This is a genomic window from Streptomyces sp. NPDC024555 (assembly GCF_055559335.1).
The window spans coordinates 372,983-385,331 of sequence record NZ_JBVHKV010000003.1 but is presented as its reverse complement, the minus strand read 5'-3'; the positions used below and the strand labels follow the sequence as shown (position 1 = coordinate 385,331).

The 12,349-nt window shown below is 74.6% G+C and carries 13 protein-coding genes; 3 read left to right on the top strand and 10 right to left on the bottom strand.

Translation table 11 applies throughout. The features are described 5' to 3' along the window. Positions 1-77: 77 nt before the first annotated feature. Entirely contained in the window at positions 78-920 is an 843-nt protein-coding gene (locus ACZ4FH_RS07085; RefSeq protein ID WP_467302915.1) for a response regulator transcription factor, read from the top strand. Between the two features lie 19 nt (positions 921-939). Here the strand turns inward: ACZ4FH_RS07085 and ACZ4FH_RS07080 are convergent, their stop codons facing one another. From ACZ4FH_RS07080 to ACZ4FH_RS07055, 6 genes are all read right to left on the bottom strand, one after another. Then, positions 940-2,166 carry a PP2C family protein-serine/threonine phosphatase gene (locus tag ACZ4FH_RS07080; RefSeq protein ID WP_467302913.1) on the bottom strand — a complete coding sequence of 409 codons (1,227 nt, stop codon included), beginning with the start codon at positions 2,164-2,166 and terminating at the stop codon, positions 940-942. Between the two features lie 620 nt (positions 2,167-2,786). Then, positions 2,787-3,485 (bottom strand): response regulator transcription factor, encoded by a 699-nt coding sequence (locus tag ACZ4FH_RS07075; protein WP_467302911.1) that lies wholly within the window; start codon positions 3,483-3,485, stop codon positions 2,787-2,789. A 97-nt stretch (positions 3,486-3,582) separates the two neighbouring features. Then, positions 3,583-4,734: a winged helix DNA-binding domain-containing protein gene (locus tag ACZ4FH_RS07070; RefSeq protein ID WP_467302910.1), complete on the bottom strand. Its 1,152-nt coding sequence runs from the start codon at positions 4,732-4,734 to the stop codon at positions 3,583-3,585. A gap of 98 nt (positions 4,735-4,832) precedes the next feature. Further along, a complete protein-coding gene (locus ACZ4FH_RS07065) occupies positions 4,833-5,306 on the bottom strand; it encodes a hemerythrin domain-containing protein (RefSeq protein ID WP_467302909.1) in 474 nt (157 codons plus the stop codon). Between the two features lie 164 nt (positions 5,307-5,470). Further along, complete coding sequence (locus ACZ4FH_RS07060) at positions 5,471-6,055, bottom strand: TerD family protein (RefSeq protein WP_467302908.1); 585 nt, start codon at positions 6,053-6,055, stop codon at positions 5,471-5,473. A gap of 210 nt (positions 6,056-6,265) precedes the next feature. Continuing rightward, on the bottom strand, positions 6,266-6,496 hold the full coding sequence (locus ACZ4FH_RS07055; RefSeq protein WP_467302906.1) for a DUF6296 family protein: 231 nt from the start codon (positions 6,494-6,496) through the stop codon (positions 6,266-6,268). Between the two features lie 183 nt (positions 6,497-6,679). Here ACZ4FH_RS07055 and ACZ4FH_RS07050 point away from each other — a divergent pair, with 183 nt between their 5' ends. Next, positions 6,680-7,132 (top strand): DUF5709 domain-containing protein, encoded by a 453-nt coding sequence (locus ACZ4FH_RS07050; protein WP_467302904.1) that lies wholly within the window; start codon positions 6,680-6,682, stop codon positions 7,130-7,132. Between the two features lie 112 nt (positions 7,133-7,244). After that, positions 7,245-7,610: a nuclear transport factor 2 family protein gene (locus ACZ4FH_RS07045; protein WP_467302903.1), complete on the top strand. Its 366-nt coding sequence runs from the start codon at positions 7,245-7,247 to the stop codon at positions 7,608-7,610. A gap of 32 nt (positions 7,611-7,642) precedes the next feature. Here the strand turns inward: ACZ4FH_RS07045 and ACZ4FH_RS07040 are convergent, their stop codons facing one another. The 4 genes from ACZ4FH_RS07040 to ACZ4FH_RS07025 are packed head-to-tail and all read right to left on the bottom strand — an operon-like array spanning position 7,643 to position 12,346. Beyond that, on the bottom strand, positions 7,643-8,401 hold the full coding sequence (locus tag ACZ4FH_RS07040; protein WP_467302902.1) for a CPBP family intramembrane glutamic endopeptidase: 759 nt from the start codon (positions 8,399-8,401) through the stop codon (positions 7,643-7,645). Further along, positions 8,344-10,899, bottom strand: a complete 2,556-nt coding sequence (locus ACZ4FH_RS07035) for an MMPL family transporter (RefSeq protein ID WP_467302900.1) — start codon at positions 10,897-10,899, stop codon at positions 8,344-8,346. Before ACZ4FH_RS07035 ends, ACZ4FH_RS07040 begins: the two co-directional genes overlap by 58 nt. Then, positions 10,896-11,828, bottom strand: coding sequence for a class I SAM-dependent methyltransferase (locus ACZ4FH_RS07030; protein ID WP_467302898.1), 933 nt, complete (start codon positions 11,826-11,828; stop codon positions 10,896-10,898). Before ACZ4FH_RS07030 ends, ACZ4FH_RS07035 begins: the two co-directional genes overlap by 4 nt. Continuing rightward, positions 11,825-12,346, bottom strand: a complete 522-nt coding sequence (locus tag ACZ4FH_RS07025) for a hypothetical protein (RefSeq protein WP_467302897.1) — start codon at positions 12,344-12,346, stop codon at positions 11,825-11,827. The genes ACZ4FH_RS07030 and ACZ4FH_RS07025 overlap by 4 nt, the downstream gene beginning before the upstream one ends. Between the last annotated feature and the right edge of the window lie 3 nt (positions 12,347-12,349).

Here is a 12,349-nt window from a genome sequence, read left to right as displayed (position 1 = left end):
GACTCAGGTCTCACCACCCCCGAACGGGGGTGCGCGGGGGGTGCAAGCCTCCCGGGGCCGGGCGGAGGGACGTCGGCGTGCCGGAATCGGGCGATGCGGTCGAGATGCAAGCGGCGCTGCTGCGGCTGCGCCGGACGAGCGGGCTGCCCGTGGCCTTCGGCGGGCTGCTCTCCGATGCCCGTCACGCCCGGATCGCGGAGCTGAACGGGGCGCAGACCGCCGCCCTGCGCGGGCTGGTCATCTCGGCGGGCAGCGGGCTCGGCGGGAAGTCGATCGCGCTCTCGCGGCCGTGCGCGGTCACCGACTACCACTCCTCCCGTCACATCAGCCACGAGTACGACGTGGCGGTGGCCGCGGAGGGGCTGCGCTCGGTGGTCGCCGTCCCCGTCGTGGTGCGCCGCCGGGTCCGGGGCGTGCTGTACGGGGCGCTGCGCGAGCCGCTGACGCTCGGTGACCGCACCTTCGACGCGGCCGTGGCCGCGGCCCGTGACGTGGAGCAGGCGCTCGTCGTCCGCGACGAGGTGCAGACGCTCCTCGCGGCGACCCGGGAGGAGGTCGCCGGCCCCTCCGCCTCCCCCGCCGCCTGGGAGGACGTGCGGGAGGCCCATCGCGAACTGCGCGCCCTGGTGCCGAAGGTCGTCGATCCCGCGCTCCGGGACGAGCTGCTCGCCGTCTGCGGGCGGCTGGCCTCCGCGTCGGGGACGCGGGTCCCCGGGCAGCGCGACGTCCAGCTCGCGCCCCGCGAGGTCGACGTCCTGGCCTGCGTCGCGACCGGCGCGACCAACGCGGTGGCGGCCGGGCGGCTGGGGCTGCGCCCGGAGACCGTGAAGGGCTACCTCCGCTCCGCGATGCGCAAACTGGGCGCGCACACCCGTCTGGAGGCGGTCGTGGCGGCCCGGCGGGCCGGGTTGCTGCCGTAGGGCGGCCGCGGCGGCCGGGTCAGACCGTCGTCGTCTCCCGGCGCTCCGCCGGGACGTCGTCGGACGCCCCGCGGGAGCGGAGCAGGGTGGCGAGGGGGCAGTCGGTGACGGCGCAGACGTGGCAGCCGAGGTCGGTGGTGCGGAGCGGGGGCGGGGCCGGATCGGCGGGGGCGGTACGGGGACGGGGGCCGTGTTCCTCGCGGTAGTCGAGGAGCAGGAGGGCCGAGTCGTCCGCGCAGTGGGTCGCCGCGTGGCGGCAGGCGTCCGCGCGCAGCCGCCGCAGCCCGGCCTCGGCGGTGCCGCCGCGCAGCAGGGCACCGCGTTCCAGGAGCGGGTAGAAGCGGCCGGCCTCGTCGCGGGTCTCGTCGAGTCCGTCGGTGTGGAAGAGGACCCGGTCCCCGGCGGACAGGACCCGGGTGTGGCGGCCGGGGCGGCACTCGATGAGCCCGTCCAGACCGAGCGGGGTGCCCGGGTGTTCCGGATCGGCCCGCACGACGTCGCCGGAGGCCGGGACGACGAGCGGTCCGGGGTGGCCGTAGTTCAGGACCGTCATGGTGCCGTCCCAGGTCACCTCGGCCATGACGGCGGTGACGAAGCGCTCGTCGCCGCGCCGCAGAAGCGCGCAGGACAGCTTCACGCCGACCGTGTCGAGCCGGTCCGCGACCGGGGCGCTCTCCCGGAAGGCGCCGAGGACGGCGGCGGCCACGCCGACCGCGTCCAGGCCCTTGCCCTGGACGTCGCCGACCAGGATCCGGACCCCGCCGCCGACCGGGACCACCTCGTAGAAGTCGCCGCCGATGCCGGCCGCCTCGGCCGCCGATTCGTAGCTGGCGGCGATGCGCACCGGGCCCCGGTCCACCGGCACGGGTGCCACGATCGTCCGCCGGGCGGCGTCCGCCACGTCGCTCACCGCGGCCAGGCGGCATTCGCGGCGCAGCCGTGTGCGGGCGGCGGCCGCGGAGAACAGGGTGACGAAGGTGATGGCCAGCAGTGAGGAGACGCCCCGGCGCGAGTCGAGCATCCCGTCGTTGAGGGCGAGCACCGTGGCCAGGGAGGCGGCGAACAGCCCCGTGCCCAGCACCCCGCGCACCGAGGCACGGCAGCCGGCGAGGGCCGGGCCGACCGCGTAGAGCGGCAGCAGTCTGACCTCCTCGCCCAGGAGGACGTCCACCAGCGCGACGAGCAGCACGGCCGCGACGCCCCGGCAGTCGAGGTGCCGGGCGGTGGGCCACCTCGGCTTGTGCATGGTCCTGTCTCCTCCCCGGCGGTGCCGTGGCGCGCGGAACGGGCGGTCCCGGCCGAGGATGGCCGGGCAACGTTGCCCCGCACGGTGCGGCACGGTTGCCGGACCGTTGCCGTCCGGGCCGCGTGGGCGGTTCGGGACGTTCGTCCCGGACGAGGTGCCGTGTGTCCTGGGTCACGGTCCGGGACTTCGGTCCCGGACTTCGGTCCCGGACTTCCGGCCGGGGGCTTCCGGCCGGGGGCTTCCGGCCGGGGGCTTCCGGCCGGGGGCTTTCGGCCGGGGCTCCAGAGGCTCCCGGGGCCTGCCCGTTTCTGCGGGCTTCCCGGGCCTGCGGGGATCCGGGCCTCCAGGACCACCGGGTCTCCGGGTCTCCGGGTCTCCGGGGGGGATCCGGGGGATCCGGGGGATCCGGAGGGATCCGGAGGGATCCGGGGGGATCCGGCGCCTCCCGCCCCTTCCGGGCTCCCGGGGCCTCCAGCAGATCCGGACCCCGGGCATCCAGGACCACCGGGACCTCCCGGAGATCCGGACCCCGGGCATCCAGGACCACCGGGACCTCCGCGGGATCCGGACCCCGGGCATCCGGCCCCCCGAGCGATCCCGCGCCTCCCGGGCCCCCGGGCTCACGTCTCCCCAGGCCCCCCGGCCGCGAAGCGGTACCCCACGCCCCGCAGGACCTCCACCGGGTCGCCGGCCCCCGGGCCGCCCGCGGCGCGCAGTTTGCGGCGCAGCCGGAGCACGCCGAACTTGACCCGGTCGCGGCCCACCGCCAGCGGGTCGTCCCAGACCTGGTCGAGCAGTTGTTCGGTGGTGACCACGCGGCCCCGGTTGCGGACGAGCACCTGGAGCAGTCGGTACTCGATGGCGCTGAGCCGGGCCTCGCCGCCGCGCCAGAGGGCGGCACGCCGTTCGGGCAGCAGCCGCAGTTCGTCCAGCGCCTCGTCGCCCGTCCACTCCCGGTGCCCGGAGCGGCGCAGCAGGGCCTGGATCCGGGCCAGCAGCTCCTCCGGTTCGCAGGGCTTGACCAGGTAGTCGTCGGCGCCCCCGCGCAGGGCCCGGACCCGGTCGGCGACCGCGTCGAGGCCGGAGAGGACCAGGACCGGCAGATCGCTCATGTCGCGGGCGCGGGCCAGGACCTGCCAGCCGTCCAGCTCGGGCAGGCGCAGGTCCAGCACCATCAGGGCGGGGCGCTCGGCGAAGAGCAGCCGCAGCCCCTGCCGGCCGTCCGCCGCGCACAGCACCCCGTACCCCCGGGCCGCGAGCAGTTCCCGCAGCGCCAGTGCCGTCGCGGCGTCGTCCTCCACGATGAGCAATCGGTCCATCACGACCTGCCGTACCCGGACGGTGACTCCCCGCCGTCCCGGGGCGGGGCGGCGGGCTCCTTCGAGTCAACCAGCCCGGCCGCCGGTCCGCAGCGGCTCAGTCCCCGAAGTCGATGAAGGAGTCGAACCGCACGTCGTACGGCGTGGCCGGGGCGTCCGGCTCCGCCGTCGCGGCGAGCAGGGCCGCGGCCTCCTCCGTGACCGCGTCGCGCTCGGCGGAGGTGAGCGCGCGCAGCGGCTGGACGGTGAGCGTCCCGGGCGCCGGTCCGGTCGCGGTGCCGTGGCGCCAGATCGCCGCGAGGGAGCCGTCGGCCAGGACCGTTCCGTACGACTGGTTGCCGACCCCGTTGCGCCCCTTGAGGTGGGGCGGGATGACACGGGTGCGGTCCGCGTGACCGAGGAGGACGTTGTCGAATTCGGGCAGGAAGCGCGGCGGGGCGGGGGTGTCCTCGTCGGGGCGGGGGGCGTCGGGCAGGTCGAAGAGTTCGACGCCGTGTGCGTCACGGAAGGTGAGGAGGTCCGGGCGGAGGCGTTCGAAGGCCTCCCGGGTCCGGGTCAGTCCCGACCAGGACTGGAAGTCCCTGACGGAGGCGGGGCCGAAGGCGCCGAGGTAGCGCAGCACGGTGGCGTCGGTCGTGGCGGCGGGGCGGGTCGGACGGCCCAGCCAGTGCTCGACGGTGGTCAGGGAGACCTTGCCGCTGCGGCCCCAGAGGCCGCGCGGCGGGACCTGGACCAGGGGCAGCAGACAGCGGGCCGCCGTGCTCAGCGACTGCGGGTCGGCGTCGGGCCACTCCAGGAGGAGGTGTTCGCGGATCTCCTTCGGGGTGCGGGGCTCCTCCTCGACGTACGCCTTGGCGAGCGCGCCGAGCCGGTCCAGGTCCACGCCGGTCAGCCCGGCGCGGAACATGCGCAGCTCCCGGTTGCGGGCCTGCTGGACCAGGGGGCGCAGGGTCAGGGCGTCGTCGGCGGTGTGGGTGTGGACGGTGGAGCGCAGGCTGACGATGCGGACGACCGCGCGGGACTCCATGAGCCCGGAGAGTTCGGCCGGTGCGAATCCCTCCAGCCGGGCGAGGAGCTGGTAGTACGGCGGCTTCGCGTTCTGCGCCTGGAGCCCGACGAGGTGGTGCACGGCGCTCTCGGCGCTCATCGCGGTGCGGCGGAGCAGGAGTTGGCGCGCCAGGGTCGCGCGTCCCAGGGCCCGGGGGGTCAGTACGGGGACCGGGGTGGAGGTCTTCTTCTTCACGGCCATGGGCGCACGCTACGCGGTCATCCGGCCGGACTCTGACCTAATAGGGGCCAGTCATCGGGGCGGGCGCGGGGCCGGATCGGGCCGGGCGCAGGGCCGGTTCAGCGTCCGAGGTCGCCGGGGGCGCCGGGGTGGGCGGCGCGCCAGGCGGACATCGAGCGGTCCCACTCGTCCCCGGACAGGGCGGTGAGGGAGGCGGGGAAGAGACCGTCCTCCTCCTTGGCGATGTGGTGGTGGAGTTCGTCGACGGACTCCCGCAGCCGGACCACGTCCTGAGGGTGCGTCAGGTCCACCGTGTCCAGGAACGCGGCGAGTTGGCGGTGTTCCAGGACGAGTGCGTCGATGTAGCCGGCGTACTCCGGGTCGTCGCCCATGACCGTGAAGAGGCCGTCCTCCTCACCCCGCCAGTGCGCGCGCAGTTCCCCGGCCATCCGGGCGATCAGGCCGGTGGCGAGGTCCGTGTCGCCCCGGTCCAGGGCGCGCAGCGCTTCTCCGGCGGTGTCCGTGACGGTCTCGTGCTCGGCGATGAACTCCTTGATCAGGGGGATCTCGCGGCAGCCGCAGTAGTGGCACATGGGGCCACCGTAACCGGAGATATCTACCGTAAAGCCTCTTGCGCAGGCATTTCGTGGAGTACTCGGCGAACAGTGCCTCTCGGGAGCGCGACGGCCCCGGTCCGTGGCCGCGGATCGCCTTCCCGCATGCCCGGACCGGGGCCGTACCCCGGACGCGTCGTCCGTTACTTGCTGACGGCGAAGCGCATCAGGGCCTGCTCGTCGCCCTGCTTGATCTTGCCGGTCTCGTTGATCACCTGGAGCTTCCAGCCGCCGCCGACACGCATCGCCTTGGCCACGGCGCAGCCGTTGTCGTTGGTGAGCAGGCTCGGCCAGATGTCGGCGACCTGCTGCGAGCTGCCGCCCGTCGCGTCGTACACCTTGAAGCTGATGTTGCGGGCGTCCTGGAAGGAGCTGCGCTTCTTGTACGCGGCGGCGATGAAGACGATCGACGTGATGTTCTGCGGGATCCGCGCGAAGTCGACCGTCACGGTCTCGTCGTCGCCGTCACCGCGGCCGGTCTGGTTGTCGCCGCTGTGCTGGAGCGAGCCGTTGCCCAGCGGGTCCAGGGAGTCCAGCCCGGCCAGCCGCACGGGGTCCCCGTCCGCCATCGCGATCGCGATCAGGTCGAGGTCGGTGCCCTTCTTCTGGCGCAGCTTCCCCACCAGCCCGCCACTGGAACCGGCCGTGGGATCCCAGGACACCCCGATGGACAGGTGGGTGACCCCGTCCAGATCCGCCGGGCCGTCTTCCTTCTTCAACGTGATCATGCGTGATCCTCTTCGTGGCGAGATTCCTACAGGTCGAGTGTGCCTGGTGTCTTCCGGGAGCAGCCCCCCGGGGGCAAAATTTCGACCAAGTGTTGGACGACTGACGCCGAATTGTCCTGCTCGGGCAGGATGGCGCGCGGCTCGGGCCCGTGATAGGGAGACGCCCCCGCGGCGGTGACCACGGGGGCGGTGGGGACGGGGATGCGGTGCCTACGGGGCGGGTTCCGGTACGACGAGGGGCGTCCCGAGGAGCTGGTGCCCGCCGCTGGCGAGCATCCGCACCTCCCCGTGGTCGCTGATCTCCGCGCGGACGATCCCGGTCTCGTCCTCGTACACCGGGTGCCCGCCCGCCCCGGACCGTTCGGTCCGGTGGACCACCACCGCGTCGTCCTCCACGGCGGACGACTGAAACACCAGCTGATAGCTCTCCGGGTACTCCATGACGGCCTTTCCACGACGGACTGCGGCCTTCCCCTCCATGGTCTCGCACCCCGGGCGGCGACGCCCCCGCACCGGGCGCACGCTGCGGGGCCCGGCCCCTGCCGCCTATCCTGAAGGGGCCGGTCACGGCGGACCGGGCCGGCGCGCAGGCCCGGGATTCCCGACACCCGGAAGGAAAGCGTCATGGATGATGCCGACCGGGGCGACGACGTCTATCAGCCCCAGCAGCCGGAGGCCTCCGACCCCGTCGAGCAGCTCGAACCGGAGGACACCCTCGACAACCGGGACCTCACCGACGTCCTGGACGAGGGGTACTCCCCGCCCGAGCGGCCGTGGGCCGTGGAGGACCGCGGCACCACCGCGTCCGAACAGCACCGCGGCGAGACGCTGGAGGACCGGCTGGCCCGGGAGCTGCCCGAGGGCCCCGTCCCGGACGGCGACGGCGTGGGCGATGTGGCCGACGGCGACGGCGAGCCCTGGGACGCCGAGGTCGGCACCGTACGCGCGGGCCGGCTCACCCGTGAACTCGACCGGAACGACCCGGACACCACGGCCGGCGAGGACGTCGGCATCGACGGGGCCGCGGCCTCCGCCGAGGAGGCCGCGGTGCACGTCATCCCCGACGCCTCCTCCTGACGACGGACCTTGACCTCGGAGGTAATCGACGCTCCACGGCCCGTCCGACATCGTGTTCCTCACGAGCACAGCGCTCCCGGCCACCGGCCGGAACCGACGAGAGGACCGCACGATGACCGCCTACGACGACGCCGTCCAGCGCTACTTCGCCGCCTGGAACGCCGCCACCGCCGAGGAGTTGGAGAAGGCCGTCGCCGCGGCCTTCACCGAGGACGCCACGTACACCGATCCGCTCGCCGACGTCCGGGGGCACGAGGCGCTGGCCGCCGCGATCAACGGGGCGCGGGAGCAGTTCCCCGGCTTCACGTTCCGGCAGCTGGGCGGGGTGGACGGGCACCACGCCCTGGCCCGCTTCGGCTGGGAGCTGGTCTCGGGGGCCGACGGCTCGGCGCCCGTGGCCGGTTCGGACGTGATCGCCCTCGCCGAGGACGGGCGCATCGCCTCGGTCAGCGGCTTCCTGGACCGGCTGCCGTCCTGACGGCCCGGCCCCGCCGCCGCGCCCGGCCCCGGTCATCGCGCGGCGTACACGGCGGCGAGCAGCAGCAGGTTGCAGACGCCCTGCGCCGCCGTGCAGGCGAGCACCGATCCGGTGACGGCCCGGCAGAGGCCGAGCGCGAGGCCCATCAGGAAGACGGACAGCACCGCGCCCGCCGCCACCTCGGCGTCGAACGGCTTCAGGCCGTAGTCGCCGAGGTGGACGAACGACCAGGCGGCCGCGGTGGTGACGACGGCGGCGGCCCCGCCCCGTTCCCGTTCGACCGCCTCGTACAGGACGCCCCGGTAGCAGACCTCTTCCACCAGCGGCACCAGAAGCCCGAGGCAGAGCAGCATGGCGGCGGTGTCCGCCCAGGGCGCACCGGGCACCATGCCCTGGAAGATCCGGGGCACCCAGACCGTCCAGTTGTCGTCGCCCGCCCCGAAGGCGCCGCGCGCGGCCAGAAAGGTCTGGGCGTAGACCAGGGCGACGAGCCCGGTCGTCAGGAGCGCCGTGCGCGGCGGGAAGCCGCGCAGCCCGGTCCGGGGCCAGCCCCGGCGCTCCACCACCAGCAGGACGCAGGCGCTCAACGCGACGGACAGCACCATCAACGCGAAGTTGTACGCCCCGGCCAGCCGCACGGCGGCCAGAACGGCGAAGAGCGCCGCCGCCGACGCGAGCGGGGCCCGCTCGTGCCGGCGGCGCAGCTGGCCCAGGACGTCCGGCACGGGCCCGGTCATCCGCCGGCCGAGGGGGCGGCGCTGCGGCGGCGGCCGGGCAGGGGCGGCAGCCACCAGTTGTACTTCCGCAGCAGCATCAGCGAGGCCGGGACGAAGAGCATCCGGATCACGGTGGCGTCCAGCAGGACGGCGAGGCCGAGCCCGGCGCCGTACTCCCTGAGCATCAGCGTGGACGACAGGGCCATGGTGCCCAGGCTTCCGGCCATCACCAGCCCGGCCGCGTTGATGACCCGGCCGGTGTCGACGACCGCCTCCATGGTCGCCTCGTCCTGGTCGAGACCGCTTCGGATCAGATCGCGGACGCGGGTGACCAGGAAGATCTCGTAGTCCATGCCGAGTCCCATCATCAGGACGGTGAGGAAGATCGGCAGGTCGTCGATGATCGCTTCGCCGCGCCAGCAGGCGAAGAGCAGCACGGTCAGTCCGATCGCGAGGACGTTGCTGAGCATGATCGTGGCGATCAGCCGGACCGGCACGAGCAGCGAGCGCAGGGTGATCACCAGCATGACGAACACGCCGAGGCTCACCAGCAGCACCATCCGCCAGAAGCTGGAGCGCAGCGCGGCGCCGTACTGGAGGTCGACCTGGGTGGCCCCGCCGAGGTTCAGGGTGCCCACCGCCGCGCCGTCGCGGGCCAGGACGGTGTCCAGGCGCTGGACGGTGCGGGCCGCCGCCTCGGAGTACGGGTCGTCCTCCAGGGCCACGACGAAGCGCAGCGCGCCGTCCGGCGAGGCGTAGTCCTCGGTGACGCCCGTGCCCGCGGCGGTCAGCCGCTCCGCGCTCCAGCGGCTGCCGAAGGGGTGGCTGAGGGAGTCGACCGAGGCGACGCCGTCGGTCGCCGCGAGTGCCTCGGTGAGGCGGGCGACCGCGGCCAGGCCCCCGGGCGTGGGCCGGCCGTCGTCGAGGACGCCGTCGGCGGCGCGCCCGGTGACGATCGTGGGCAGCACCGCCGCGTCGCCCCAGGTGTCGGCCACGGTCTCGTACCCGGCCCGGGAATCGGTCGCCGGGCTGAGCGCGACCGGGTCGGACGTGGAGCGGTTGCCGCTCACCAGCAGGGCGAAGGGCACGGTCGCGACGAGGAAGAGCACCACGATCGCCGCCCGGCGGCGGCGGGCGAACTCGGCGGTGCGGCGCAGATGTCGCGCCATCGCCCCGTGCCGTTCCAGATCGGCGAGGGGCGACCGGCCGAGGGCGAAGAACCGGTCCCCGAGCAGGGCCAGCAGGCACGGGGTGAGGGTGAGGGCGGCGGCGAGCACGATGGGGATGCCGAGGAGGCCGCCGTAGCCGAGCGGCGGGATCCAGTCCACCGGGGAGAGCAGCGTCGCCCCGAAGGCCAGGACCACGGCGACGGCCGCGAGGACCATGCTCTCGCCCGCGTGCACCGTGGCGTGCACGGCCGCCTCCTTCGGGCCGCGCCCGGCCAGGCGTTCCTGCCGGTAGCGCGAGGACAGCAGCATGCTGTAGTCGACGCCCGCGCCGAGCATCACGAACTGCATGATGGTGACGGTGAACTGAGTGAGCGTCACCTCGCGTCCGAGCAGATTGAGCGCGGCCTGGCTGACGTTCATCGACAGGCCCACGACCGCGAGCGTCAGGACGGCCGGGACGAGCGCGCGGAAGAAGAAGAGCAGGACGACGAAGATGATCACGTACGCGACCGACTCCATCAGCGCGTTGTCGGACTCGGCCTTCTCGTACGTGTCGTGGATCAGGGCGAGTTCGCCGGTGACATGGACCTCGACACCGGCTCCGGCGCGTTCGGAGAGGGTACGGGCGGTGTCGCGCAGCCATTCCACGTCCGGGTCGCTGCCGGCCTTGTCCGTGTAGGCGACGGAGGCGAGGGCGGCCGTGCCGTCGGGGGCGACGAGCCGGTCGACGAGTTCCTTCGGTACGTCGAGGGGGAACGCGGACCAGTCCGCCCGCCGGGCGAACCGGGCGGCCGCGGCGGTGACCGCCGCGGCGTCGTCGGCGGCGGCCGCCTCCTTGGCGGGTCCGGCGAGCGCGGTGGGGATCGTGCCCCGCCGGACCTCGTCGTCGACGGCCGCGCGCCGGGCCGCTTCGGTCGTCGCCCGCTCGCGGACCCGGTCACGGACGCCGGTGAGGAACCCGGCGGTGGTGTCGCGGTAGACGGTGAAGGCGGAGGAGGAGCGCTCGACCTCGCCGTCGCGGCGCAGCCCGGCGATCCGGGTGTCGAGGTCGGCCAGCAGACCGCGGACCTGCGGGGTGCGCACGTCCGCGCCCTGGACCACGACGACGACCTCCCGCTCGGAGCGGTGCGGGAAGGACTCCTTGATCCGCGCGTCGGCACGGGCGCTGCTGGTGCCGGGGACGACCTTGGAGGCTCCCTGGTCGGTGAGGACGTCGGTGAGTCCGGTGGCCAGCGGGGTGCAGGCGGCGATGACGACGGCCCAGGCCGCGACGACCAGTTTCGGGTGGCCGACCAGGGCGTGTGCGAAGCGGCGCAGGACCCGCTGGAGGCGGCCGTCGGGGGCGGCCGGGGGGCCGCCTGCCCGGGAGGCCGGACCGGCGGTCGTGGTGGTGGCGTCGCTCACGCGGCACCCGCCGACTCGTTCGCCGGGGTGCGGCCGCCGCCCCGCCCGGCCGCGGGCCTGCCGCCGGCCACCACGACGAAGGTGTGCTCGATCTCCAGGGTGCCCTCGCGGGCCAGGAGTTCGGCCAGGGCCGCCTCGACACGGTCCAGGACGAGCTGTTCGCGCGACTGGTCCACGGCGGTCTTGAAGCCGGCGGCGGCGCCGGAGCGCTGCACCCACTCCATGACGTCGGCCGGGGTGTGGGCGGGGATCGTCTGGGATCCCTCGCGCCGCACGTCCACGGTGAGGTCCGCCTTGGCGAACCAGCGCGCCACGGTGGCGGCGTCCTTGGGCAGCGACACCCGCACCATGCTGGTGAGCAGCGAGGGGTCGTCGGCGAAGACGCGCTCCAGGCCCTGGGTGAGGGCGTGGTGGGCGTCGGCCCGGGTCTCGATGACCAGGACCCGGCCGCCGGGGCGCAGCACCCTGCGGATCTCGGTGAGGAGCCGTACCGGCTTGGCGTAGCAGATGGCCCAGCCGACGACGACGAGGTCGGCGGAGCCGGCGGGCAGCCCCTGGACGAAGGTCTCCATGTCGCCCTCGCTCAGTTCCACCGTCAGTTCCGGAGTGCTGCGGACGAGGGGATGCACCTTCTCCCGGGCCACGCCCAGCATGCCGGGCGATTTGTCGACGGCCCGCAGCGAGCCCCGGCCCCGGAGCCTGCGGACCAGTTCGGCGGTCAGATGGCCGGTGCCGCAGGCGAGTTCGACGACATCGCTGCCCGGCGCCACGGTGACCTCGTCGAGGGCCGCCACGGAGTGGCCGCCCATGACCGGGCTGAAGAAGGTGTCGTAGTCCGAACTGGCCGCGTCGTAGTCCGCGGTGGGGTCGGCATGGGCCCCGCTGAGGGTCAGGCGCAGTGCTCGTGCGGCAAGACGCAGTCGGCTCATGGTCGGGCTCCTTGGTCGGTGGTTCGGTCGGGAGGGGTCGTGGCGGCCGGAAGGATGAGCAGCAGCGCGACGGCGCAGAGGCAGGCGCCGGCCGCCGCGCGGGCCTGCGGCGGCCAGAGCGCGCCCAGCGCTCCCCCGACGGCCAGTGCGGGCCCGGCCCGGAGGCAGGCCCGCCGGGCGGACGGGGCGAGGACGCGCAGCAGGCAGCCGGTGGCGAAGACCGCCGCCGGGACCCCGGCTACCAGCACGGCCGCGGCGGTGCCGGCCGCCTCCGGGGCGCCCGGCAGGGCCAGGGCCGTGCCGAGTCCGAGCAGCGCGGCGGCCAGGGCCCCGGTCAGCCGGGGAGCGGCGAGCCGCGCGGCGGACCGGCAGCCCAGCGCGCCCGCCGCCGCGCAGACGAGCAGGGCGGTGAGGACGGCCCCGGTCCCGAAGCGGTCGGCGCAGGGGCGCAGGTACGCGGTGGCGATCACCCCGGCCGCCGCGGCCACGGCCAGGAGGGCGCCGGTGGCGGACCGCACCGG